18 protein-coding genes are annotated in these 24,940 nt (G+C 68.0%); 11 read left to right on the forward strand and 7 right to left on the reverse strand.

The window, feature by feature from the left end; all coding sequences use genetic code 11:
• The first annotated feature begins 25 nt into the window (after positions 1-25).
• Positions 26-3,520: an AAA domain-containing protein gene (locus ASD28_RS17115; protein WP_056130454.1), complete on the forward strand. Its 3,495-nt coding sequence runs from the start codon at positions 26-28 to the stop codon at positions 3,518-3,520.
• 33 nt (positions 3,521-3,553) lie between these two features.
• Here ASD28_RS17115 and ASD28_RS17120 read toward each other — a convergent pair whose 3' ends face one another.
• From ASD28_RS17120 to ASD28_RS17135, 4 genes are read right to left on the reverse strand one after another with little or no spacing between them, the layout of a single operon-like run.
• The gene (locus ASD28_RS17120) at positions 3,554-4,141 is read right to left on the reverse strand and encodes a helix-turn-helix transcriptional regulator (RefSeq protein WP_056130457.1); all 588 of its coding nucleotides are present in this window, start codon (positions 4,139-4,141) and stop codon (positions 3,554-3,556) included.
• A 2-nt stretch (positions 4,142-4,143) separates the two neighbouring features.
• Positions 4,144-5,424, reverse strand: a complete 1,281-nt coding sequence (locus ASD28_RS17125) for a HipA domain-containing protein (protein WP_082577134.1) — start codon at positions 5,422-5,424, stop codon at positions 4,144-4,146.
• A 48-nt stretch (positions 5,425-5,472) separates the two neighbouring features.
• Entirely contained in the window at positions 5,473-6,312 is an 840-nt protein-coding gene (locus tag ASD28_RS17130; protein WP_056130929.1) for a phytanoyl-CoA dioxygenase family protein, read from the reverse strand.
• Between the two features lie 35 nt (positions 6,313-6,347).
• Complete coding sequence (locus ASD28_RS17135; RefSeq protein WP_056130459.1) at positions 6,348-7,385, reverse strand: hypothetical protein; 1,038 nt, start codon at positions 7,383-7,385, stop codon at positions 6,348-6,350.
• 112 nt (positions 7,386-7,497) lie between these two features.
• On the opposite strand from ASD28_RS17135, the gene ASD28_RS17140 reads away from it, so the two are divergent.
• The 6 genes from ASD28_RS17140 to ASD28_RS17165 all read left to right on the forward strand — a co-directional run bounded on the left by ASD28_RS17140 (position 7,498) and on the right by ASD28_RS17165 (position 16,219).
• A complete protein-coding gene (locus tag ASD28_RS17140; RefSeq protein ID WP_160409246.1) occupies positions 7,498-7,989 on the forward strand; it encodes a DUF3828 domain-containing protein in 492 nt (163 codons plus the stop codon).
• Between the two features lie 135 nt (positions 7,990-8,124).
• Positions 8,125-9,633 carry a hypothetical protein gene (locus tag ASD28_RS17145; RefSeq protein WP_056130464.1) on the forward strand — a complete coding sequence of 503 codons (1,509 nt, stop codon included), beginning with the start codon at positions 8,125-8,127 and terminating at the stop codon, positions 9,631-9,633.
• Positions 9,630-11,120, forward strand: coding sequence for a hypothetical protein (locus ASD28_RS17150; RefSeq protein WP_056130467.1), 1,491 nt, complete (start codon positions 9,630-9,632; stop codon positions 11,118-11,120). Before ASD28_RS17145 ends, ASD28_RS17150 begins: the two co-directional genes overlap by 4 nt.
• Positions 11,121-11,137: 17 nt before the next feature.
• Entirely contained in the window at positions 11,138-11,611 is a 474-nt protein-coding gene (locus tag ASD28_RS17155) for a hypothetical protein (RefSeq protein ID WP_056130470.1), read from the forward strand.
• An 18-nt stretch (positions 11,612-11,629) separates the two neighbouring features.
• On the forward strand, positions 11,630-15,355 hold the full coding sequence (locus ASD28_RS17160; RefSeq protein WP_056130474.1) for a tubulin-like doman-containing protein: 3,726 nt from the start codon (positions 11,630-11,632) through the stop codon (positions 15,353-15,355).
• A gap of 9 nt (positions 15,356-15,364) precedes the next feature.
• Positions 15,365-16,219 carry a hypothetical protein gene (locus ASD28_RS17165; protein ID WP_056130476.1) on the forward strand — a complete coding sequence of 285 codons (855 nt, stop codon included), beginning with the start codon at positions 15,365-15,367 and terminating at the stop codon, positions 16,217-16,219.
• Positions 16,220-16,225: 6 nt separating this feature from the next.
• Here ASD28_RS17165 and ASD28_RS17170 read toward each other — a convergent pair whose 3' ends face one another.
• Both ASD28_RS17170 and ASD28_RS17175 read right to left on the reverse strand, forming a co-directional pair.
• The gene (locus ASD28_RS17170; protein WP_056130479.1) at positions 16,226-18,013 is read right to left on the reverse strand and encodes an FAD-binding protein; all 1,788 of its coding nucleotides are present in this window, start codon (positions 18,011-18,013) and stop codon (positions 16,226-16,228) included.
• Positions 18,014-18,115: 102 nt separating this feature from the next.
• The gene (locus ASD28_RS17175; protein WP_056130482.1) at positions 18,116-18,535 is read right to left on the reverse strand and encodes a PACE efflux transporter; all 420 of its coding nucleotides are present in this window, start codon (positions 18,533-18,535) and stop codon (positions 18,116-18,118) included.
• 89 nt (positions 18,536-18,624) lie between these two features.
• Here ASD28_RS17175 and ASD28_RS17180 point away from each other — a divergent pair, with 89 nt between their 5' ends.
• From ASD28_RS17180 to ASD28_RS17195, 4 genes are read left to right on the forward strand one after another with little or no spacing between them, the layout of a single operon-like run.
• Complete coding sequence (locus ASD28_RS17180) at positions 18,625-19,512, forward strand: LysR family transcriptional regulator (protein ID WP_056130485.1); 888 nt, start codon at positions 18,625-18,627, stop codon at positions 19,510-19,512.
• Positions 19,513-19,572: 60 nt separating this feature from the next.
• Positions 19,573-20,982 (forward strand): metallophosphoesterase, encoded by a 1,410-nt coding sequence (locus ASD28_RS17185; protein ID WP_056130488.1) that lies wholly within the window; start codon positions 19,573-19,575, stop codon positions 20,980-20,982.
• Positions 20,972-22,225 carry a cytochrome c peroxidase gene (locus ASD28_RS17190; protein ID WP_229412027.1) on the forward strand — a complete coding sequence of 418 codons (1,254 nt, stop codon included), beginning with the start codon at positions 20,972-20,974 and terminating at the stop codon, positions 22,223-22,225. Before ASD28_RS17185 ends, ASD28_RS17190 begins: the two co-directional genes overlap by 11 nt.
• The gene (locus tag ASD28_RS17195; protein ID WP_056130491.1) at positions 22,222-22,575 is read left to right on the forward strand and encodes a hypothetical protein; all 354 of its coding nucleotides are present in this window, start codon (positions 22,222-22,224) and stop codon (positions 22,573-22,575) included. Before ASD28_RS17190 ends, ASD28_RS17195 begins: the two co-directional genes overlap by 4 nt.
• 135 nt (positions 22,576-22,710) lie before the next feature.
• On the opposite strand, the gene ASD28_RS17200 is transcribed toward ASD28_RS17195, so the two are convergent.
• Positions 22,711-24,780, reverse strand: a complete 2,070-nt coding sequence (locus ASD28_RS17200; protein ID WP_056130494.1) for a tetratricopeptide repeat-containing diguanylate cyclase — start codon at positions 24,778-24,780, stop codon at positions 22,711-22,713.
• Between the last annotated feature and the right edge of the window lie 160 nt (positions 24,781-24,940).

Below are 24,940 nucleotides of genomic sequence, written 5' to 3' on the forward strand. Positions count from 1 at the left end.
ATTGTTAATTTCCGACATACATTGCATGGAATCAAAATCGCTGGCTTTTGCGGGATACTGGCGCAGTGCCCTGGCCGATGCGGCCCTCGGCAGCGGTGCATTGACGAAAGAGGAGATTGATGCGTTCCTCCACAGGCCACTCGACGAACTGGAGGGAGGCATTCTCCACGAGGACATCGTCGCGCAGATATTCGAGGGCGAAGCCGAGGGCGTCCAGACGGTTGACGTCGTGCTGCGTCCGCAGGTGCTCATCCTCAAGCTGGCGCATGGCCAGGCCCGCCGCAATGTCAAGCCGGCGTTCATTGCGCCGCTGCTGAGCACCGCCGTGCTGAGCCGGGCCGGCCGGCTTTACCCCACCGGTCACACTGTCGTGCCACGCGACTTGCTTGAGCCTTTGGAGCGTCCGGCGCTCGCCATTGGCACGGTGGACGTGCAGGACGTCTTCCTGACGACGCATTCGGCGCCGCGCATGGAGCCGGGCGAACCAGCGGCCGCAGCCGGCGAACTGGACGAACAATGGCGCGCTTATCGGACATATTGCCGCAGCCTGTTCGAGGCCGTGGCGGATGGCTGGCAACCGCGCGCCGATGGTTACATCGATGCCGGGTACTGGTGCATCGGTAAAACGGCCGCGGTGAAGGGCGCGGCGCTGCACATCCTCGGCTTGTACGATCATCTTGTCGAGAACCGTCCGCATGCCCCCCTGTTCGACCGTTATGCCTGCGACGTGGCGGCGAGCCGGTTGCCGTGCCTGCCGCCGCATGCCCGCTTCGCCGCCCGGCTCGGGCATGCGAGCGACAGCTATCCGCTCGCGGATGCGCAGCGCGACAGCTTGTCACACCTGCTGGCCGGACAGGCCGGTGACATCACCTGCGTGAACGGTCCACCCGGTACCGGCAAGACGACCTTGTTGCTGTCGGTCGTCGCCACGCTGTGGGCGCAGGCCGCGCTGGACGGTGGCGAAGCGCCGGTGATCGTCGCGGCGTCGACCAACAACCAGGCGGTGACCAACGTCATCGACGCCTTCGGTCGGGATTTCGCTACCGGCACCGGGCCGCTCGCCGGACGGTGGGTACCCGACGTCAGGAGTTTCGGCGCGTACTTCCCGGCACAGAGAAAGGAAGCCGAGGCTGCCGCCAGATATCAGACCCGGGCATTTTTCGAGACTGTGGAAAATGCCGCCTTCGTCACCGGGGCGGAAGCGCATTACCTCGAGCGGGCGAGGAACGCCTTCCCCGACCTGCAGACGCCGACAGTGGACGCAGTGCTTGCGCGCCTCCAGGACGCCATTCGCGCGGCGGCCGGCAAGCTGGCGCGTCTGGAAGACCTGTGGGCCACGCGTTCGCGCGCATCCACGGCCCTGCACGACGCTTTTGGCGCGACCCCGGACGACGCGCTGCGCACGTTGCACGAAGGGAGCGCGGCGCACGAAGCCGACCTGGAATCCGCGCGCACGGTGCTTGACCAGTGGGAGTCCTACCTGGCGGGCGAATCGATCTGGCTGGCGCTGTTCTCCTGGCTGCCGCCCGTGGCGCGCAAGCGCTTACGGCTCGCGAAACAATTCTGGAAGTCGATCGCCGGGAATTCGACGCCGTGGGAGCATCCTGAGCAGGCGGAGGCCATTGCGAAGGAGCGGGTCGCGGAACACGCCGCCCGTATCGCCATGCTCAGGCAGGAGATCGCGCGCGGCGAGGCGTTGATGTCGACCCTGCGCCGGGCGACGCAGGAATGGGACACGGCGGCGGCGCTATACGTCGGTCACGCGATCCAGAAGGACCTGGCGGCCGTCGACTGTGCCCTCGACACGCAACTACGCTTCGACGTGTTCCGCTTGGCGACGCATTATTGGGAGGGGCGCTGGCTGCTCGACATGAAGGCGATTCTGCCGGACCTCGACAAGCAAAAGCGCAAGAGTGGCCGGGTCGCCGTCGAGGCGCGCTGGCGCCGGCGCATGAAGCTGACGCCGTGCGCCGTTTCCACCTTCTTCATGCTCCCCTCGCTGTTCAAGGTGCAGCGCTTCGAAGGTGGCGAATTCCTCGCGGATTATCTGTACGACGCTATCGACCTGTTGATCGTGGACGAAGCGGGGCAGGTGCTGCCGGAAGTGGCCGGCGCGGCGTTCGCGCTCGCCAAGCGGGCACTGGTGATCGGCGACACGATGCAGATCGCGCCGATCTGGTCGGTCCCGCGTCACGTCGATGGCGGCAATCTGCTCGAGCACGGCCTGCTCGAGGCGGGTGGAGACGACGCATCGTTCCAGCGGATCGCCGCGTCCGGCCGGACAGCATCGTCGGGCAGCGTAATGCGTATCGCCCAGCACGCGAGTCATTATCGGTACGATCCAGACCTCTCCCCCGGGTTGTACCTGTACGAGCACCGGCGCTGCTACGACGACATCATCGCGTATTGCAACGCATTGTGCTACAAGGGCAAGCTGCTGCCCCGGCGCGGTCCGCGTCCGGCCGATGCGGACGGACTGCCCGCTCTCGGCTATTTGCACGTTGACGGTATCTGCCAGCGCAATCGCGGCGGCAGCGCGTACAACCTGCTCGAAGCGCAGACGATCGCAGCGTGGTTGAAGACGCACCGCGCGACGCTTGAGCTCCGCTACCGCAAACCGTTCGCGCAGATCGTGGGCATCGTGACCCCGTTCAGCGCCCAGGTGGACGCGATCGAAACAGCCTGCCGCGACGCGGGGCTGATGGAGCACGGTGCCGTTACGATCGGCACCGTGCACGCGTTGCAGGGAGCTGAGCGGCCGGTCGTCATTTTTTCCTCGTGTTACTCGAAGCACCTGGATGGCCGCTTCATGGACCGCGATCCCAGCATGTTGAACGTGGCGGTGTCGCGCGCAAAGGACAGCTTCCTCCTGTTCGGCGACATGGATGTGCTGGAAACCGCCGCCCCGGCGACACCACGTGGTGTTCTGGCCGGCTTCCTGTTCGGCGACCCCGCCAACGCACTGCGTTTCGATACGGGCCCGCGCGCCGACCTGACGGCCGGGACGACTGGCGTGACGCATTTGCGCGATGCTCGCGAACATGACGATTTTCTGCTGGAGGTCCTGGCGGGCGCGCAGCGTGAAGTGCGCATCATGACGCCGTGGATCCGGCCGGACAGGATTCGCGCGCCGGCCGTCTGGAACGCGCTGCAGGCCGCGATTGCACGCGGCGTCGCCGTCCACGTCTATACGGACGAGGAATTCAACGTGGCGGCGCCCGATCGCGACGCGGTGGCACGCAACCGCGAGGCTCTGCACGCTTTGCTCGACGCATTGAGCCGTGACGGCATGCATGCCGCCACCGTCCATAAGGTGCACAGCAAGATCGTCACGGTTGACCAGTCGGTGTACTGCGTCGGGTCGTTCAACTGGTTCAGCGCATCCCGCGACGACACCCATGCGCGCCACGAAACGTCGCTGGTGTATCGCGGCCGGGCTTTGAAAAGCGAAATCGATGCGATCCGGGACAGCCTGGAGCGCAGGGTGAAACGCAAGTACCCGGCAGCGGTACCTGCTTGAGGTTCGCCCGACGCCTCGCCGCCCGACAGGAAATCATGCCGGGCGGGATTTCTTTTTCAAATCGGTATCCGCCTTGCGCGTGGCCGCCTCCTTGCGTACGCGGTGTTGCACTTTGGAAGGCAAAATGGATGAGTCGGCCACGCCTTCCGACGCATTGTGTTGCCCACTGAAAGCGCCTAACTGGGCGCCAAGATCGTGCACCATCTCGTTGAGTTCGCGCATTTGGGCAGCAAGTTCCTCTCTCGTTTCGACGAGTACGCGAAGTCCCTCTGCAACGTCGATGGCGCCGGTCTGCGTAACCCTGTCGTCAGAGAAGGTCCGCTCCAGATCCGCATCCCGCGCGGCGCGTCGGATCGGAACGAACGCCACCTCCAGGCCAAAGAACTGTCCAATGCGATTCATAGTCGCGACAGTGGGGTTTGCCTGGCCAAGCTCGATCGCCTTGATGACGCGTGCACTGACCCCGCGATGACGAGCGAATTCTTCCTGCGTCATGCCGGCGATCGCGCGCATTTCGCGCACCCCTTCGGTGAGCGAAAGATTGGCCGCGGCCGCCGACTCCAGCATCCGGTTGCGCCGCTCGCGGGCCTCTGCCTTGTCCAACGGTTTTCTTTTACTCATGACTATCTCAGTGCCAGAAGTTGGGTGCGTTGCGCTTCGATGCTGGGCGCGACGAAATCGACGATGTCATTATCGACGCCCACGTCGCGCATGCAATCGGACAGGGTCGCCAATTGTTCACCGAACCGTACCAGGGCCCCGACGACCTCCGCACGTTCCGGCCCGGGCAAGGCCAACTGCGCCAGGATGTCCTGCCAGTTCCGCAGCTCTTTACGACTCTCCGGATGGTACCAGCGCGCCGACCGGGTGATGCCCTCGGGGTCCAGGTACATCGGCGCGAAATCGAACAGAGGCGTCATGCGCGTGACACCGTCGACGGTCTGCACGGCCGTATTGCGTGCATGATTGTCCGTGTTGCGCATGGCCAGGTTGAGCACGTCGCGCCGGATGAACTCGATGGTCTCCGCAAGCGGCTCATCGACCACGCTTCGAATCGCGTTCACCAACCCGAACTGGTCGGCCTGGGTGCCGAAGCCGGCCAAGCCAGCGATCGAGGCGACGCTCTCCTGATGGAACCGCAGCACCCGCCCATCCTGGGCGCGGCGGTCGAAGCGCGGAATGAACAGCATGTCGCCGTGCAGGACCGGGACGTCGAAACTGCGGATGCCGAAGCGCCGCGCGACTTCCATGTAGCGGGCTTCGTTGCGCAGGACCTTGCGGTCGGCGTCCGAGGGGCCGCGCGGGCGCTTGATGATGTAGTGGCGTTGGGCCTGATCATCGGGCAGGGCCGCGTCGGGATACCAGTTGCCATCGTACGCCCGGGTCAACAAGTATTTGGGGGCGACACCCTGGACACCCGTGCCACCCGCGGCCAGCATGCCGTGCACCATCATCATTTCATGAAAGTCGGGCGAGCGCGCCAGCAACCCGTCAAACGTGAAGCCGTCAGCGGCCAGGTCATGTCGCTCGACATGCTGTTCGTAGTAGTGGACGGCTTCCCGGATGCGCAAGCGCCCGATCGGGTTGAAGGCACCGGCGCACAGTAACGGCAGATCGGACGCCTGGGCGTCGGGAAGTTTGAGATGGTCGAGCAGGAATCTGCGTCCATTACCTTGCGGTACGAGGTCGTACAGGAAAGTGGGCCAAGTTTTGCGAACGTGACGATCCGCATCCACCGGAATCACAAGCGACACAGGCGGCGGTGCATCGCCGAGGGCATAGAGCAGATCGTATTCGAACACACAGTCGTTCGGCCGGAAGCCATTCCGCACCACATCGGAGAAGCTTGCCTGCGCCGCTTCCCGCCACTCGCCTTCGTGAAAAATCTCGATATGACAGTCCATGCCCGGCTTGTGCTTTAAAAGTGCATTAAAAGGTACTGGAAGAGTATATCAGTCGAAGCCACGTACGGGAAAATCCACATCCCGCTGGATCCAGTTGCGCGGCGAATACGCAGTGCGCGCATCCGTTACGTGCAAGGTAAACGCGTGCCGCGAGACAGGCGACCGGTTCGGCGCGCTGTAGTGCGGCAGCAGCCCATGGAAGCAGACGAGGTCCCCCGCCTTGGCCTCCAGCGGCACGGCCGTGCTGTCGTCCGGCCACGGCGTGCTGTCCAGTTTTTCCATCGTGATGGCATCGCCGTCGCGGAGAAAACGCTCGCGCAGCGGGCCGCGGTGGCCGCCCGGTTCGACCCACAGGCAGCCGTTCTCGATGGTCGCGTCTTCCAGCGCGAACCAGAACGTCGTCACGCTGATCGGCGTGGAATCGAAGAACGTCGCGTCCTGGTGCCAGCGCACTTCGCCGCCGATGCCCGGCTGCTTGAAGATGTACATCGATTGCCAGATCTGCGGCTGTTCCAGGCCCAGGTCGCGCGCGGCGGCGGCCAGCTTCGCATCGTGCGTGAACGCTTTGAACACGGGGTCGAGGTCGTGCATGGCGTGGCCGATCTTGTTGATCGACAGGGCCTTGGCCTGCTTCAGCTGGCCGTCCGGGCCGAAGGCTTCCTCTTCGAAGAAGCAGCGGATCGTGTTGTCCGAGCCGAGGAACCAGGCGTCGCTGGCTCTCGCCTGGTCGCGCGTCGTGAAGATGGCGCGCGATTCGGCAGGGTCGAACGCGTCGACGATCTCGCCGGCGCGTGCACGCAGGCGCGCGATCTCGTCGGCTGATTTGAAATTCGGGATGACGATGTAGCCGTCGCGCTGGAATCGGTCGCGTTGTTCGGGAGTGAGCATGGCATGGTCCATCAACAAAACCATGCCATTGTAGATCAGGCGGCCACCGTCCACGCACCGTCCGCATACACGCGTTCGTCGTCCAGGTACACCGCATCCGTCACGACGAACACGTCGATGTGGTAACGCGCATCCTTGCGCTTGAACCCCGGTTTCGCGTACACACCGTGCTTGGCGCCCAGCGACAGATGGATGCCGCACATGCGCTCGTACGTGCCGATGTCGTCCACGCGGCGCTCGCGCGTGAAGGCGCGATTCATGCCGAAGCCGAGTTCGCGCACCCAGACTTCGCCCTCGTCGCGGCGGATGATGTCGAGGACTTCCTGGAACGCCGGCGTGACGTTCTCCGTGCCGACCACGCGGCCCTTCTCGATGACGAGCGTGATCGGTGACTCGGGCCGGTTGACGAGGTAAGACGTGTCGCCGAACACGTGGACTTGCGCGCGCCCGCTGACGGCTTCCAGGTCGCGCGCTTCCGTGAACACTTCGCCGATCGGGAACTGGCCGCCCACATTGCTCATCGCGCTGTAGTCGCCCACGTTCAGCTTCGCGCTTTCCAGCGGCGAGTCGAACGTGAGGACCTCGCCGCCGCCATGCACCTCGGCGCGGCGGGCGCGGTCGATGCGCGTCTTCAGCGCATGGCCCACGCCGCGGAAGTAGGCGGGATCGTAGGCCAGCGCCTCGATGTAGTGCTCGCCCTGCGCGCCCGGCATGCGCGACAGGTGCACGTGCTCGATGACCTTCAGGCCCAGCTTGAACAATTCCACGCGCAGGCGGAAGCCGTCCAGGCGGAAGTTCGTCGACTGCACGAGCACGACGAGATCCTGCGGCGCCAGCGTGCGGAACGTCGCGAGCACCTCGTCGGGGGGCACCGTGTCGAAGTCGATGAACGTGGCCTCCGGCAGGTTCGCGCGGTAGGCGGCGACGAGGCCGCGGGCCAGGGCCGTGCGGGTGTCGAAGACGACCAGCGCGCGCCGCTCGGGCGTGTGTTCGAGCGCGATCGCGAGCACGTCGCGCAGGTGCGCGGTGGCGGAGTCGATGGCGGCGGCGGGCAGGGCGTCGGTGGGCGTCATGGCGTGGCTGGAGGGGGAAGACAACCCGGCATTATACGGCCTCCGCACCCTTGCGGCAGGTCACGACCTGTCCAGCTGGATTGTTGCACAGTCTGGCTGTCAGGAGCCCATCATGTTGATTCGTAAAGGAAATTTCCTAAAGCTCATTCTGGTTGGCGTGCTGCTGGTTTGTCTCTCGGCGCGTGCGGCGGCGTTGCGCGCACCGGAGACCGTGGCCGCGGAATTCTATGGCTGGTACCTGCAGACGCTCGACGCCGACCAGGATCCGCTGAGCGACCGCTACGACCGTCTGAATGCCTACGTCGCGAAGCCGCTCGTCGACCAGCTGGTGAAACGCCTGCAGGAGCAAAAGGCGGCAGCGGGCGACTACTTCCTGCAATCGCCGCGCATCCACGGCGCATGGTTGCGGGGGCGCGTGCAGGCCGTCACCCTGCGCCGCCAGGCGCGCAGCGCCGACGTCCTCGTCACCCTCGACGGCGACGGCGACGCGAAACATGAAGTGGTGCTGACGATGGTGCTGGACAACGGCACGTGGAAGATCCGCCACGTGAACCGGGCGGCACTCGATGCTGCCGAAAGTTCCATTTCCCGCGCCGCTATTTGATCCCTGAAGCACAGCCACGCGCTACTCCGTGAACAGGGCGCCGTCGGCTTGATCCCGGCGCTATGATTCCAAAACGATAACGGCCCCGAGTTTGAGCGGGCCGCGATCGATTTTGACGAATCGACGGTGGAGCGCATGGCATACCGATGGGAAACGCCGGCCAGTGTCTGGCTGGAGGATGAACGCAGCGGGCAGTTCGAGCTCGTGTCCAGCGACGGGCTGGGCCGGATCGACTGGCAGGCCGCCGCGCGCGGCCGCCTGGCCGATTGCGCGCACCTGCTCGGCGCCTCGCTGCCGCAATCCTGCGACCACGCCGCCATCTATCCCGAGGGGTTCGCGTTCTGTCCCACGTGCGGCCGCCCGCTCGAACGCCTCGGCATCGCGCCCGGGCGCCATCCCGACTGGTGGGGGCCGTATGCAGATGCGCTGCTGCCCCGGCACGTGCCGCATGGCCTGCCCGTGACGTCGCTGGCGCTGGGCGACAGCCTCGAAGAGCGGCCTCCCGCGCCGGAAGTCGGCCGCTTCGACGCCGCCATGCCGCCGCCGCCGAACGCCCATTGCGTGTTCGCAGCCGCCACCTTCGGCTTTCCCGAACAGCGCCTGCTCGCGCTGGCGCCCGGGCGGGGCGTGCTGCAGTACTGGGATCCGCTGGCGGAAGTCTGGCACGTGCTGCTGCCGGAAGAGGGCGCGGCCGATCTCGCGTTCGGCGCATCCGACTACGGCTGGCTGCCCACGTCGCACCTGCAGGTGCCCGCGCGCCGCGGCGACGTGGCGCTCGTGCCCACGGCGCGCGGCCTGTACCGCCTCGCCATCAATCCTGTCAGCGAGACCTGCCGGACGGAGGCCGTGCTGGCTGCGCCGGTCGTCGCGGCGCCGGGCCTGATGCGGCGCCAGCTGGGCGTCCTCGTGCGCAATCCGGGCGGCACGCTGGGCCTGTGCGGGCTCGGCGCCGACCTGTCGCCGGGGCCGCAATTCGATTGCGGAGCGCTGCCGCTGTCCGGCTGGACGCGGCCCATCGGCTACGACGGCCAGCTGTTCTGGCTGCACGGCGAGGGCCAGCTCGCGTGGCGTCCCGGCGAGGCGCCGCGCTGGCTCGCGTGGCCGGACACGTGGCTGCCCAGCCTCGACCTCGGCGGCCCCACCCTGAGCCGCGACGGCCGCATGTGGCTGATCGGACATGACGGCCAGTCGTATTCGTTCCTCGAACTGGGGGCAGAACGAGTACAAGCGCGTCCGCAGCGCGAACCGATCGACGGCGCGCGCCTCGGCTTCGCCAATTTGCTGTTCCGGCGCGGCCATCCCGTCGTCGACGAACCGTGGTCCGGCGAGCACGTCGAGGACCAGCACGAGGACGATTCCCTCGTCCTGCCGCTGCTGCGCAGCTTCAACAACAACCGCAGCCAGCCCAGCGGGCTCGTGCTGCGCTTCCACAAATACACCGGCCGCGCCGAAGAAGCGCTGGCCAACCGCGTGATCGCCCGCACCACGGTGGAGTGGATCGGCCGGCGCAACGTGATCCTGGACGAAGTGGCGCGCCTCGCGCGGCCGCTCGAGTGCGTGCCCTTCGTCTACGCCAACCGCCTGTGGCTGCACCACCCAGACTGGAACCGGATCCGCGGCTGGAATCTGGAAGCGCCGACGTGACGGCCGCCCGCCTGTTCGTCCTGCTCCTCGCGTTGTGCGGCATCGCCCCCGCCGGGGCCGTGCCGCAAGTGGCTCAGGTTATTCTGGTGCAGAACTCCGGCTGGATGGAGCCGTTTTATTCGGACCCGACATCGCAGTTCAAGCCGCTGGTGGCGGCACTCGCCGGCAATGTCGCGCAGCCGGGGGACGCACTCGTGCTGGCCGCATTCAACCAGTCGCTGCCCGGCGCGCCGTCGCCGCGCGCGCTGCTGTCCGAGCAGGTGACGAAAGACACGCCCGCGCACGTGCAGGCCGCGCTGGCGGGGCTGGAAACCGCCCGCAAACCCGGCGGCACGGCGCTCGCCGACACCGACCTGGGCGAGGCCGTGGAAACGACCATCACCAAAGTCCTGGGCGGGAAGGCGGGCCTCGTCTGGCTCGTGACGAACAACCGCAACAGCCCGAACAACGACCAGGCAACAAGCGAGCGCAACCGCGAATTCTATGCGCTGATCCACAAGGGCGCCGCGATCACGAAGGCGCTCGCGTTCCCGCTGCGGATGCCCGTGCAGGGCCAGCACTACCACGCGAACGGCCTGATGGTGTACGTGTTCGCGGTCGGGCCGGAAGGCGCGCGCGCCCTCGACGCGCTGCTGGCGGCGGGCCGCGTCCAGCGCGTGATCACGGAACCGCCCGCGCGCCTGAAACCGCTCGACCGCGATACGGTGCGCCTCGTGCCGCGCAAGGTCGAGGACGCGTCCGGCGTCGAGTTCTCGATGGATGCGGCCGGCCGCCTGCGCGCGGACGTGGCGCCCGACGCGCGCACGCCCAGCGCGACGATCCAGTGGCAGCTGCAGAACACGATGTATCCGTATACGATCGCGGGCGCGACGATCTCCGCGCGCTCGATGCTCGGCGGCGAGAACCGCCCGATCGCGTTGAAGACGAATACCGTCACGCGGCTGGCGCCGGGCCGCGCGGAACCGCTCGCATCGCAGGTAGCGCTGCCCGTCGCGCAGCTGCCCGGCAAATGGTCGATGGCGGCCTTGAAATCGGCCGGCTCCGCATACGTGCTGCCGGGCCGCATCGAACTGCATCTGCAGGGCCAGCGCCTGGAACTGTCGCAGGCGTTCCGCGAGCGCATGGCGGCGCTGTTCCCGGGCGACCCGCTGCCGGACATCTTCACGCCGCCGGCCGACATCCAGGCCTCGACGGCCGTGCTGCCCGTCGAGGTGCATGTCCATTACGGCTCGGGGCCGCTCGTCGCCTTGCTGGCCGGCGGCCTCGCGCTGCTGGCGGCCGGCGCGGGCGCCGCGTATGCGTACGGCCGGCCGCGCAAGGTGCAGCTCGTCGTGGAAGACGAACTACGCACCGTGCACACGCGCGCCGGCGCCACGCAACCGATCTACGACAAGGCGGGCAATGAAGTGGCCCGCCTGAAGACGACCTTGTTCGGCCACCAGTTGCTGGACCTGCGCGAAGGCGCGCAGGTGCGGCTCGGCCGATGAACCCACGGGAACCCACCATGCAGAACGACCAGACCAAGCCCGCCCCCGACACCGCCGGCACCGATCCAGGCTTCAAGCTGCCGGGCCAGACCGCCACCACGCCGCAGGACAGCCTGCCGAAGACGACGCCCGACACGGCCACGCAGCCCGTCGAGATCGCGCCGGGCGGCGCCACCAACACGAGCGCGGCGCCGCTGCGCGACACGGCCGGGCGCGACATGGCGATCGGCGCCGTCGCGTTCGTCGTGCTGCTGGTGATTTACTTCTTCGTGCGCAACGCCTATGTGCACCACCTCGTCGTCAAGCGCGTGGCACCGTCGTCGGCCGGGAGCGCGGGCTGGCTGCTGTTCGTCGGCATGGGCTTCCTGTCGGCCGCCGTCGTGCTGGCGATCGTCAACGCGAGCAAATACCTGACGCCCGCCATCACCGGACCGCTGGTCGTCGTCGGCGTGGTCACGCTGGTCGCGGCCTTCTTCGTCGGCCGCCGCTGACCTTTCAAAGAGAACACCATGGCAGATTTTCCCGATCCCGCATCGCTCTCCGGCAAAGCCGAGCTCAAAGTCGACCTGCGCCCGACGCTGTTCATCGGCGCCGGCGGCACCGGCATGGAAGTCATGATGCGCATCCGCCGCCGCATCCTCGCGGCCGTGTGGAACCGCCGGCATCCGACCCGCGTCGAATCCATCGCCGACTTTCCCGTCGCGCGCTTCCTCCATTTCGACCTCGATGCGAATGCCGTCATCGACGAGGGCAAGTCGCAGCGCACCGACCCGTGGTTCGAGTTGGTCAAGCTGTCCGACGAGGAACGCCTCGTCGAACCGCTCGACCTGCCGCAGTACCACGAGTCGGACGACAGCCTCGCGCGCTTCCCGCTGATCGAAAACTGGATGCCGCTGCGTCCTAAAAAACTGCGCTCGCTGGGCATCGACCCGTCCAAGGGCGCGGGCCAGATCCGCGCGCTGGCGCGCTTGTACCTGTTCGACAAATATCCGAAGCTGCGCGGCCGCATCAAGGGCGCGCTGAATTTCCTGAGCAGTAACGCGGGCATCGAGCGCAAGGAGAATTACCAGCGCCTCGGGCTGCAGGTCGACACGTCCAAATTCCGCATCGTCGTCATCGCGTCGAACGCGGGCGGCACGGGCGCGGGCAGCGCCATCGACCTTGGCTGGATCGCCAAGGCCGTCGCGCGCCAGGAAGTGTCGGACAGCCAGGTCGACCTCGTGATGTTCCTGCCGTCCGGCTACGCGAAGGCGAACAAGGAGCGCACGGAGGCGAACGCGTACGCCACGCTGATGGAGCTGGAGACGGGCATGCGCGACATGAACGCGCGCGTGCAGTGGATGGAGCCGGACAGCATCGTCGGCCGCGGCACGCCGTTCGACGATGTGTACTTCGTCGACACCGCGAACCTCGCGAACAAGGCGACGCAGGACGTGAAGGACGTGTACCAGATGGTGGCCGACACGCTGTTCGAGGACTTCGCGTCGGCCGATTTCGCCAACCGCAAGCGTTCCGTCGCCGTCAACCAGCAGCAGCACAAGCTCGGGCCGTACAACCCGCGCGTGCCGGAGCAGCGCTTCGGCGACATGCGCCTGTCGTACTCCAAGGTCTATTCCGCGTTCGGCCAGTCCGTGCTGGACACGCAGCAAAGCCTGCGCGAAGACATCCGCGCGTATGAACTGGCGGCGCTGATGGTGAAGGCGTTCTTCGGCCTCGTCGCGGCCGATGGGAGTGTCGCCCGGCGGGCCGCCGACCAGGAACGCGACGCCTTCATGCGCGAGCAGATGGGCATGGCCGAGCACCCGTTCGCGGAATTCCCCGATTTTAAAAAGGGGACCGTCGACGTCACGCCGTTCCCGGAATACGCGCTGACCGACATGCTCCTGCTGGACAAGGACCAGCGCTCGCTGCTGGAGCGCGTCGAGAGCAAGGTGCAGCTGGAGATGGACCGCATCATGGCCTCGTACGACCTCAAGCTGTGGCGGGAAAAGGTCGTCGAGCTGCTGCCGAACCTGGAGCGCGACGCCATCCGCGAGGCCGGCGCCACGGCCGAGACGAGCGAGGACCGCATCAAGCGGCATACCGGCGAGCTGCTCGCGCAACTGCGCCTGAACGTGCGCGGCCGGCTGTACATGCTGCTGGACGACCGCAAGCAGGGCGGCCTCGAATTCGTGCTGTCGCTGCTGGAGCAGGTGAAGGCGCGGCTCGCGCAGCGCGACCTGGCGAACGTGCAGCGCAACGGCAAGCGTTACCGCGACGTGCGCGACGCCCTGCGCACGCGCCAGGTCGAGGAATCGCTGAACCACCTGACGCAGGCCGCGGGCCGGCTGTTCGGCAAGGATGCGCAGGCGAGAGAGATCATGAACCACCTGAAGCGCGACATCGCCGACTACCTGCGCTTCCACCTGCTCGCGGTCGCGGCGGGACAATCCATCGAGGTGATGCAAAGCCTGTCGGCGTGGCTGGGCGAACCGCAGGCGCCGGACGAACACGGCCAGGTGCGCTGGAGCGGCGTCGCCGGCGAATTCCAGGAAGGACGGCGCAACGTGGGCGCGATGCTGGCTGCCGTCGACCAGCGCATCGGCCAGCTCCGTGCCGACGCGCGCCAGGAGCACGCCACCTACATCAAGCTGGCGAGCGACGTGCTGCCGGAACCCGTCCGCCTGACGGGCGACGTGAGCGCGTGGAGCGAGGAGGTGCTGCTGGAATTCGGCGGCTCCGCGCGCCTGTTCCCGCAACTGGGCGACGAGAGACTGCGTTCCGACCTGCTGCTGAAACTGTTCCGGCGCGCGCAGCTGCAGCTGTCGGGCGAGCAGGCCGTCGCCGAGCTGCCGGACCCGCTCGTGGAACGCCTGGGCGCGATGTCGCCGCAGGAGCGCCATCGCATCTTCTCCGAGTGGATCAAGAGCGCCATGCCGTGGATTAACGCGCGCTTCTCGGCCGAGTTCACGCCCAGCGCGGACCAGTTCAAGTGCTTCATCGGCGTGGGCGACCCGGCCGCGTGGCGCAGGCTGGAAGGGGAAATCCGCGCCGCCGTGCCGACCGGCTTCTTCCACGGCGACCTCGTGTCCGTCGTGAACACGGGCGTGCCGGGGCGGGCCGTGTGCTACATCGAGCTGTCCGGCTACCCGATGACGGTGCTGCGCGGCCTGCCGACGTGGCGCGCCAGCTACCAAATCGAAAACCCGAAGATCCCGACGCACCTGCACTTCGATTCGACGCGTTTCCGCCACCCGATCTCGCCGTCGATGGACGAGCTGAATCGCCTGGCCGACGACTACGAATTCTTCCTGGCCGCCGTCGCGCTGGGCGTCCTGCGCCGCAAGCAGGACGCGGGCGACCGCGAGGCCGCGTTCCAGCCGCGTGGGCAATACCTGTTCGAAGTCGAGCAGGGCTCGGGCGAATGGCTCCAGATCGGCAACGAGTACGCGATCCGCTCCAACGGCCTGCCGCCGTACTACCGCGAACAGGTGATCGCGGCGACGCGCCAGCGCCTGGCCGCGATGGGCCCACACCAACTGGCGCTGCTGGCCGCGCTGATGCGTCATTATCAGTTGCGCGTGTACGAACCGAAGCTGGAAGTGGACGAGACGGGCGCGCAGCTGCCGTCGCCGTCGCTGCCGTACATCACGGCGCGGCGCCTGTACGACCAGTGGATGCGGCGCGCCGCCGGCATCGACCCGGCGCTGTCGCCCGCGCAGGTGGAAGCGGCGCTCGCGCAGCTCGACACATGGACGGAGACCGTGCCCGATTCGGCGTCCGACGCGTACGCGTGGGAAGTCGAGCGGCCCGTCGACAAACGCGTGATCCGGCCGGAGTTCCTGTCGGCCGACGCGCGCGCCGCGCAGGCGCTGGAACGGCGCGCAGCTGCGCCTGTCATGCCGTCCGCGCAGTACGCGCCGGCCGTGCCGACCGTCGTCGCACCGACGCCGGGCGCGCCCGATGCGGTGCCGGCACCGAGCCTCGGGCCGGCCGCGTACGTCGTGGGTGCGACGCCGATCCCCGCGCGCTACAAGCTGTTCGTCGGCGGCGTGCAGCGCGGACCGTTCGCGCTGGACGAAGTCGTGCAGCAGCTGACGCGCGGCGAGATCGATACGGGCACGCGCATCTGGAACATGCAGTGGAATCCGCGCGCGGACAAGTGGAAGACCGTGGCCGACATCCCGGAACTGATGGCGGCCGCCGGCACCGCGATCCCGGATCCGGACGACGACGGCATCCCGGACCCGGAATAAGGACGCACCGTGCAGGACGAAGCCATCTACCGCTGCATCAACACCGCCTGCGCACGCGGCATGCCGCGCCGCGTGCAGTACTGCCCGTATTGCGGGACGGCCCAGCAGGCAGGCGCACCGCCGCCGCCGCAGGACGATGGACATGTACGCCGCGTTGCCGCCGATAACGTTACAACTGCCGCTGCCGCGACAGCCGGGGCGGAGGCCGTCGCCGGATTGTCGGGCTGGTCGGATGCGCCGGATACCGTGCAGGAGGTGCCGCCGCCGCCGAAGCCGAAGCCGACGCCGTCCGCGACGGCCTTCGGCCACGGCGGCCGCCCGGTCGAGGCCAATACCGCGCCGCCGCCGAAGCGGGGCCGCGGCATCCCGTGGTCGCCGCACCCGACGCCGCCGCCTGCGCCGGCACCGGCGGGCCGCCAGCCGATCCGCCTGCGCTGGTGGATCGTCGCGCTGGCCGTGCTGTGGGGCGTGTGGCTGTGGGCCAAGCCGTCGGCGAAGAAAATCGACAAGCGCATCGACGGCGCCATCGCCCTGGCGCAGGCCTGCCAGGGCAAGCAGGCGCAGGCCGAGCTGATCGCGCTGCGCAGCAGCCGCGCCACGCCGCAGCAGCTGGAACGCCTGCAGCGCGAACTGAACGAGGCGTCCAGCGCGTGCACGCGCAAGCGCCAGCGCGCGAGCGCGTGGGCGGAGGCGCGCGGCCCGATCGAATCTTCGCTGGAATCGGGCAGCGTCGAGCGGGCGCGCACGCGCCTGCAGGCGTTCACGAAGCGCTGGGGCGAGGACGACAACACGCGCGCGCTCAAGGCGCGCATCGATGCCGCGCGCGCCGAGCATCCGCTGGCTATTCCGCCAGACGCGCAGTAACGGGAGTCACGCGTTGCGTGTAAATCCGTCCTCGCTCCAGGCTTCGCTGCCCACGCCGTGGCGCACGAAGAACAGGCCGTCCGGATCGTATTTGCGCTTGACCTGCGCGAGCCGCGGATAGTTGGCGCCCCAGAAGGCGTCCTGCCAGTCGGCCTGGAAGTAATCGCTTTCGGAGACGTACGCACCGGCCCGCGGCGCCACCGCGAGCAGCGCGTCCATCGCCCGGCCGATCGCCTGCGCGCGGGCGCGTCCGCGGACCGTATCGACGGCGCCGCCGGGCATGCCGGGGAAGCGCGGCCCGTCGCCGCCCGCGATGATCGCCAGCGCGAACGCGTCCAGCACGGCGGGGTTGGTCGCGGTGGCGCGCGCCGCGTCGATGTCCGCCTGCGGCGCGCCGGCCAGGCCCTTGTTGAAGTGCAGGCCCACGCTCCAGTGCCGGCTCGCCTGGAACAGCGCGTCGGCAAGGCCGGCCTGGCGTGTCGGATCGAGCAGCCCGGCCGGCAGCCACGCCGACTTGTAGCCGTGGATGAACCAGCCCTCCTGGTCCGTGTCGCCTTTCCAGATCACGTGATGCGCGGGCGCGCCCGGACGCGGGTCGGCGACCATGAAGCCGGGCGCGTGTTCGCGGAAGAACGCCGCGTCCCACATATGTCGTGCGGGCAGGGCCAGCACCTGGAACGGCTTCTCGAACGAGTAGCCCGGATGCGCGCGCAGCCAGTCGAGCAGCGGCGCCCACGTGCGTGCGGCGCCGGCTTCGTCGAGATCCTGGAACACCATCGAGACGTCGACGGTGTTGTCGCCATGGATGCCGATCTGCTCGCCCCAGTGCGGATTGAACAGGTCCCTCGCATAGAACTCCACCAGCTTGCCGACCAGCGCGCGGAACGCGGCATCGTCGGCCGCGCGCACCTTGCAGAAGACGGCCCCGAACGTGGCCGGCAGCTCGCGCGTGCGCAAGGTGAGGCGCGTGACGATGCCCACGCTGCCGCCACCGCCGCCTTTCAATGCCCAGAACAGGTCCGCGTTCGTGCAGGCGTTGGCGATGCGGACCTGGCCGTCGGCCGTCACGACTTCCGCCTCCAGCAGGCCGGCCGCCGCCGTGCCGTAGCGCTTGGAAAAGCTGCCGAAGCCGCCGCTCTGCACGAGCCCCGCCACGCCGACGGTGGTGCAGCCGCCGCCCTGGACATAGCGGCCGGCGCGCGTCGTCACGGCATCGTAGGCATCGATCCACATGGCGCCCGCGCCCACCGTGACGGCCGGCTGCGGCGCCGTCCCGCAGTTGCGCGCGACGAACGCGGGCTCCAACCGCACGTCGTTCATGTGCCGGGTCCAGACGAGCAGCGAATCGGGCGCGTCGGACGTGCCCTGGTAACTGTGGCCGCCGCCCTTGACGACGAGGCGCAGGTCGTGGGTGCGCGCGAAGTTCACGGCCGCGACGACGTCGGCCGGCGTGCGCGCCGCGACGGCATACGCGCTGGGCTGCGAGGACCAGGCGTCCAGCCAGCCGCTCGTGTGCGTGAAGTTCGGCTGGTCGCCCATCTCGAAACCATTTTTCAGCCGCGCCAGCGCGGCCGCGCAGGAGGGCGCATCCGCACCGGCGGCGCAGCCGGCGAACGGCGCGTCGAGCCTGACGAGCCGGCCGCCCACGCTGCGTTTCAGGTCGCCCCACGCGGCGGCGGATGGCCACAGGGGATCGCCCGGGCGCACGCGCCGGCGCAGCGGTGCGGCGGTCGTGACGCCCGCGAATGCGAACGGCAGCGTCGCCGCGGCCTTGAGAAGGAATCGTCGTTTCACGGTGTCTCCTGACTGGATCGAATGCCGGTCAGGCTACGCCGGCGTGCACGCGCGGGCGAGCGGAATGTGGCGAACCGGGAGACGGCCGGGGTGAACCGGACGTCAGGCTGCCGCCTTCGGCAACCCGAACACGAGGTCGAACGCCCAGTTGAACGCGAAGCTGTAGAGGACGAAGAACACGACGAGGCCGATGTCGAGCAGGAAGGCGTCGACGAGCGACGTGTCCAGCGCCCACGCGAACATCGGGACGATGGCGAGCACGAGACCGCCCTCGAAGCCGATGGCGTGGACGACGCGGCGCAGCAGGCTGCGGCCGCGCTTGGCCTGGCGCGCTTCCCACGCTTCGAACAAGGTGTTGTAGACGAGGTTCCAGGCGACGGCCGTCGCCGACGCGAGGACGGCGGCGATGCCGGCGGCGCCCGCGTCGTGGTCGGCGAGGCCGGCCAGGCCGGCCGTCGTGCTCGCGATGGCGATGGCTTCGTACAGTGTGACGTAGACGATCTTGCGTTTGATGCCTTGCATGGTTTTGCTCTTTCCAATCTCGATGGCGTAAAGATATGTCGGTCAAGTTGATGTATAAAGTCAGAATCTTTCAACTTTATTGACAGGTCATGGCATTCACCAGCGACAGCGTGCGCATCTTCCTGGCCGTGCTCGACCACGGCTCCTTCTCGGCGGCGGCCCGCGCGCAGGGACGCGTGCCGTCGGCCGTCAGCATGGCCATCGCCCAGCTCGAAGCGGAGCTGGATCTGGTCCTGTTCGACCGGTCGGGACGCGACCCGCGCCCGACGGACGCCGCGCGGGCGCTGGAGCCGCGCGCGCGCCACGTCGCCAGCGAAATGCGGCGGCTGCAGGCGGACGCGCTCGCGCTGCACGGCGGGCTGGAACGGCGGTTGACATTGGCCGTCGTGCCGGAACTGATCGCGGGCCGCTGGAGCGCGCCGCTGGCCGTGCTGGCGCGCGAATTCCCGTCGCTCGAAGTGGAAGTGCTGTCGGCGCCGCAGGCGGACGCGCTGCGCCTGCTGCACGACGGGAGCGTGCAGCTTGCCCTCGTGTTCGAGCGCGAGCGGCTGGACGACCGCGAGGAGTTCCAGGAAGTGGGCAGCGAACTGCTCGTCGCGGTGGTGGCGCCCGGCCATCCGTTGCTGACGGGCGGCGCGCCGCGGCTGGAAGACCTGATCGACCAGCGCCAGGTCGTCGTCGCGGGCCGCGATGGCGCGGGCAGGGATCCGCGCTTCGTGCACGCGCGCGACGTGTGGCGCGTCGACAACTACCTCGCCACCCTGAACCTCGTGCAGGCGGGCCTCGGCTGGGCGTATCTGCCGCGCGCGCTCGCGCAACCGCTGGTGGCGGCCGGGAGCCTCGTGGAGATCGGCTTCGACAACATCAGCAACGCGCTGCGTCTGTGGGTCGACGTCGTGTGGTCGCGCGAGCGACCGCTGGGCCTCGGTGCGCGGCGCTACGTGGACCTGATGCGCGAGGACTGGCGGATGTCATAGCGGGGTCATATTGCGTCCTTATCGTGTTGCGATTTCAATCACGCACGAAGGGACACACAGATGATCGGATCGAACGGCCGGACCCTCGGCGCCGTCGCAGTGGCCAGCCTGCTCGCCGGCTGCAGCGCCACGCATATCGACGAAGCGACGAAGGACGACTACGTGAAATATGCGTGGGTCGTGATGGGCGACGGCGGCAAGCCGGTCGCGCGCGCGGCCACGACGTACGGCACGTGCCCCGTGATCACGGTCGACGGCGGCGACACGCGCATGACCCTGCGCGCCGCCGCCGGCACGCCGGCGCAGCGCACGACCGCCAGCGCCGCCGCCGACTCGAAACCGTCCGCGTTCCCGCTCAACGTGTGCGAAGCGGCCGTGGCGGCGGATGCGAAAGAGGCGCACGTCGGCAGCAGGGCGCTGCCGCTGCCGAAGGCGGCGCCGCAACGCATCGTCATCCTGGCCGACACGGGCTGCCGTTTGAAAAAGGCCGACAACGCCTGGCAGTCGTGCAACGACGCCGACGCGTGGCCGCTGGCGCAGATCGCCGCCACGGCCGCGAAGCTGCGGCCGGACCTCGTCATGCACATCGGCGATTACCATTACCGCGAAAACGCCTGCCCGTCCGACATCGCCGGCTGCAAGGACAGCCCGTGGGGCTATGGCTGGGACACGTGGGAAGCGGACCTGTTCAAGCCGGCCGCGCCGCTGCTGGCCGCGGCGCCGTGGATCGTCGTGCGCGGCAACCACGAGGAATGCGCGCGCGCCGGCCAGGGCTGGTTCCGCCTGCTCGACACGCAGGCCTACAGCGCGAAGCGCACCTGCGACGATCCGGCCAACGACGCCGCCGCCAACTACACCGCGCCGTATGCCGTGCCGCTCGGGAGCGACACGCAGGTGATCGTGTTCGATTCCGCCAAGGCCGGCAAGGCGGCGCTCGCGACGAACGATCCGCAATTCCTCACGTACCAGGACGAATTCAGGACGGTCGCCCAGCTGGCCGGCAAGGCGAAGACGACGAGCCTGTTCGTCAACCACCACCCGATCCTCGGCTACGCGCCGATCGCGGGCGGCGCGCCGGCGGGCGGCAATGCGGCGCTGCTGTCGGTGATGCAGCAGCTGAACGCGACCGCGTACTATCCGGCCGGCGTATCGCTCGCAATCCACGGCCACGTGCACGACTTCCAGGCGATCAGCTTCGCATCCAATCATCCTGCCACGTTCGTGAGCGGGAACGGCGGCGACAACCTCGACGTCGCGCTGCCCGACCCATTTCCCGCCAACCTGCCGCCGGCGCCGGGCGTGACGGTCGACCGCATCACGCACGGCAATACGTTCGGCTTCATGCTGATGGAACGCGCGGGCAGCGGCTGGACGTACAAGGCCTACACGAAGACGGGCACCTTGATGGCCACGTGCGCGCTGGCCAACAACCGCCTCAATTGCGACAAGGCGGGCTTCCTTGCTGGGTAAGTCATTCATCGTCGCAAGCGTGCTGGCGGCATCCACCGCATTCGCCGGCACGCCGCAACTGCCCGCGATGCCCGGCGTGGCCGGCCCGTTCTCGCCCGCGCCCGCGCGCGTGGCGCTGGGCCGGCAGGTGTTCTTCGACACGCGCCTGTCCGAGCCGGCCGGCACGAGCTGCGCCAGCTGCCACGATCCCGCGCAGGGTTTCGCGGGCAACCACGGCTCGCGCATCGGCGTGGCGCTGGGCAGCAGGCCGGACCTCGTCGGCAGGCGCAACGTGCCGTCGGCGCTGTACGCCGCGTACGTGCCGCCGCTGTTCTTCTACCAGGACGACGACGCACTCGCGCCCACGCCGTTCGGCGGCCTGTTCACGGACGGCCGCGTGGACACCGTCGTGGAACTGGTGCGCCATCCGCTGCTCGATCCGCTCGAGATGCACAACCGGAGCGAGGCCGACATCGCCCGCAAGCTGCGCGCCGCGCCGTACGCGGACGGTTTCAGACAGGCCTTCGGCCCGGCCGTATTCAGGACGACGGCCAGCACCCTGGCGGCCCTGGGCGCCGCGATGGACGCCTTCCTGCAAAGCCGCGACATGTCGCCGTTCTCGTCGCGCTACGACGCCTGGGTGCAGGGAAAGGCGACACTCACGCCGCAGGAACTGCGCGGGCTAAAACTGTTCAAGGACCCGGACCGCGGCAACTGCGCGAGCTGCCACAAGTTCAACGAGACGTCGACCAACCCGGCCCGCTCGCTGTTCACGGACTTCGGCTACGACGCCCTCGCCGTGCCGCGCAACCGGGCCATTCCCGCCAACCGCGACCCGCGCCATTTCGACGAGGGCTTGTGCGCGACGGGGCGTGCAAAAGGCTGGAAAGAGCCCGGGCAGTGGTGCGGCTACTTCCGCACGCCGAGCCTGCGCAACGTGGCCGCGCGCGAGCGCTATATGCACAACGGCGTCTTCTCCGACCTGCGCGACGCCGTCGCGTTCTACGCCACCCGCTCGATCGAGCCGGAACGCTGGTACCGGAACGGCCGCCCGTTCGACGATGTGGCGCCGCGCCACCTCGGCAACGTCAACGTGGCCACCATGCCGTACAACCGCCGCAAGGGGATGAAGCCGGCGCTCGACGATGCGGACATCGACGCCATCGTCGCGTTCCTGCGCACGCTGACGGATGCGCCGTTCGAAGCGTCCGCCGCGGCGCGTGGCGCAGGTGTATATTCGGCAACAAAGGAGGGTGCAAGATGAATCGGATATCCATCATCGGCGCGCTGCTGGCGGGCTGTCTCCTGGCGGCGTGCAACCGTGGCACGGACGGTGTGGGTCCTGCCCAGCAGGCCGGCAAGGCGATCGACGACGCGGGCGCGCGGGCGCAGGCGAAGGTCGACGCGGCTGGCGCACGCGTGCAGGAAAAGCTCGACCACGTGAACGAGAAGATCGACCGGATCAACGAGAAGGTGGAGGACAAGGTCCAGGCCCAGGTCCAGAAAGCCGACCAGGCCGTGCGCGAGGCGCGCGAGGGCGCGAAGGAAGCGACGGAACGGGTCGGGGAGAAGGTGGAACAGGCCGGGGAGAAGATGCAGCAGGCGGCTAAGTGACCTGACCGTCGTTCCCGCGGAAGCGGGAACCCATACCGAGCAACCGGATTCGGTGCGTCGGAAACACCGCGGTATTCTTGACGCCGGGCTTCGGAGACTCGGCATGGGTCCCCGCTTTCGCGAGGACGACGAGGTTCAAGACGCCATTCGTAATTCCGGCACGTGCCCCGTCACGATCGCCAGGTCCACGAGCCCCGCGCGCCACGCCTTTTCGATGTCGTTCTCGACCTCGTCCAGCGCCGCCGGATCGAGGCCGGACACGCCGCGCACGCCGTACGCGCGGTTGCGGCCGTGGCCCTTGGCGAGGTACAGCGCCATGTCGACGATGTTGATCGCGCGTTCCCACGAGATGGGAGTGCCCGGCACGAGCGGGAACGGCGCGAAGCCGATCGATACGTTCACCGACAGGCGCGTGCCCTGGTAGTCGATCGTGCGTGCCGGGATGCCGGCCAGCAGGCGGCGCGCCACCTCGTCGAGGCTGTTCCTCGGCACGGCCGGCAGGAAGGCGAGGAATTCCTCGCCGCCCCAGCGTACGATCATGTCGGTCTCGCGCAGGATCTCGCGCAGCGCTTCCGCGATCTCGCGCAGCACGGCGTCGCCGGCGCCGTGGCCGTACGTGTCGTTGATGTGCTTGAAGTGGTCGACGTCGAGCAGGAACATTGCGCTGACCATGTCCTCGCCGCTCGTGCCCGCACCCTGGCGCCCGATGTCCTGGTGCGAACGCATGAATTCCTGGAAGTGGCGGCGGTTGTACAGCGCCGTCAGCGGGTCGCGCGCGCTCTGCTGCTTGAGTTCATGGTTCTTGACCTCGAGCTGGGCGTTGGCGTGCCGCACCTTGCGGTACAGGATGCCGACGATGACCGACGCGAGCGCGAATACGAGCGCCAGCAGCCACCAGATGCGCTGCTGCAGGCGGCGGTTGTCGATTTCGGTCGACTTGACCTGGTTTTCCTGGCGCAGCATCTCGATCTGGCGCTGGCGCTTGTCGGCCTCGTATTTTTCCTGCAGCTCCATCATCGCCTTCTGGCGGCGCGTCTCGAACAATTCGTTCGACAGCGCGCGCTCGCGGTGATACGCGGCCAGCGCGCCGGGCAGGTCGCCGGCGCGTTCCAGCGCGTCGCCGTATTCGACGAGGACACTCTGCTGGTCGGGCTTGTTGCCGGAGCGCTGGTACCAGTCCATGCCCTGCTCGATGTGCTTCTTGCCCTCGGCCAGGCGGCCCATGCCGAGATAGGCCTGGCCGACGTTGACGCGAGCCGTGGCGGCGAGGGCGTCGTCGTGCAGCTTCTGCGCCTGCTCCAGCGCCTGCTGGGCGTACGCGAGCGCGCGGCGCCAGTCCTGCTGCTTCAGGTACGAGTCGGCCAGGTTGACGAGCGTGTTGGCGATCATCGCGTCGGCGCCGATGCGGCGTTCCAGCGCGAGCGCCGACAGCAGGGCCGTCGTGCCCCGTCCCATGTCGCCGCTGTTGGCGGCAAGGATGTATTCCGTCGTCTTGAAGATCGCCAGGCGGCCCGGCGAATCGATCGCCTCCGCCAGCTGTTCCGCTTCGCCGATCGCCTCGAACCCCTTGTCGAATTCGCGCATCTGGTTGTACAGGTAGGCCAGCGACTTGAGCGCGACGGCGATCTGCAGCTTGTTGCCGCTCTGGCGCGCGAGCGTCACGGCGCCCTGCATCTTGGTCAGCGCGACGGGGAAGTTGCCTTCCTCGGCGAACGATTCGCCCGAGGAGATCTGCACGAGGATGCGCAGGTCGACGTCGGTGCTGGCGGCGGCGAGGCGTTCGGCTTCCCACACCAGCTGGTGCGACTGGCTCATTTCGTTCAGGCCGAACAGGGCATACGCCTTGGAGAGCAGGGCGCGCGCGACGAGGCTGTCGTCGTGCACCTGGCGGCCCAGTTGCAGTGCCTGTTCGCACAGCTGGACGGCTTCCACGTGCTTGCCGAGGCGGTGGCTCAGGTCGCAGGACAGCGTGAGCAGGCGGGCGTATTCGGCGGGCGTGCGGCGCGCCTGGGCGTCCAGGCCGGCCAGCAGCGGCACCGCGCGCTGGGGCGTGACGCGGATGATTTCCCCGAGTTCGGCAAAGCGCGCACGCACAGGCTCTTCCGGCACATCGGCGGCCAGCGTGCTTCCGGAAACGACCAATAGCAGAGCCAGCAGCGCACGGCTGCGGCGGTGCTGCGCTGCACGGTATAGACCTGCCAACATGCCTCCCCGAGGAAGTGTAGTCCCTTAATTTAGGACATCTGCGTACGCGATTATAGGCTCTTGCAATTGAGAAAGATCAATTAATGGAACGATTGTGCGTAAAAAATACAGGTTTCGTATCCAAAAAGCCGCGCCGTCACAAAAATAGTGTTTAACTAAT

It is taken from the genome of Massilia sp. Root133 (assembly GCF_001426525.1).
Lineage (GTDB): Bacteria > Pseudomonadota > Gammaproteobacteria > Burkholderiales > Burkholderiaceae_D > Telluria > Telluria orientalis.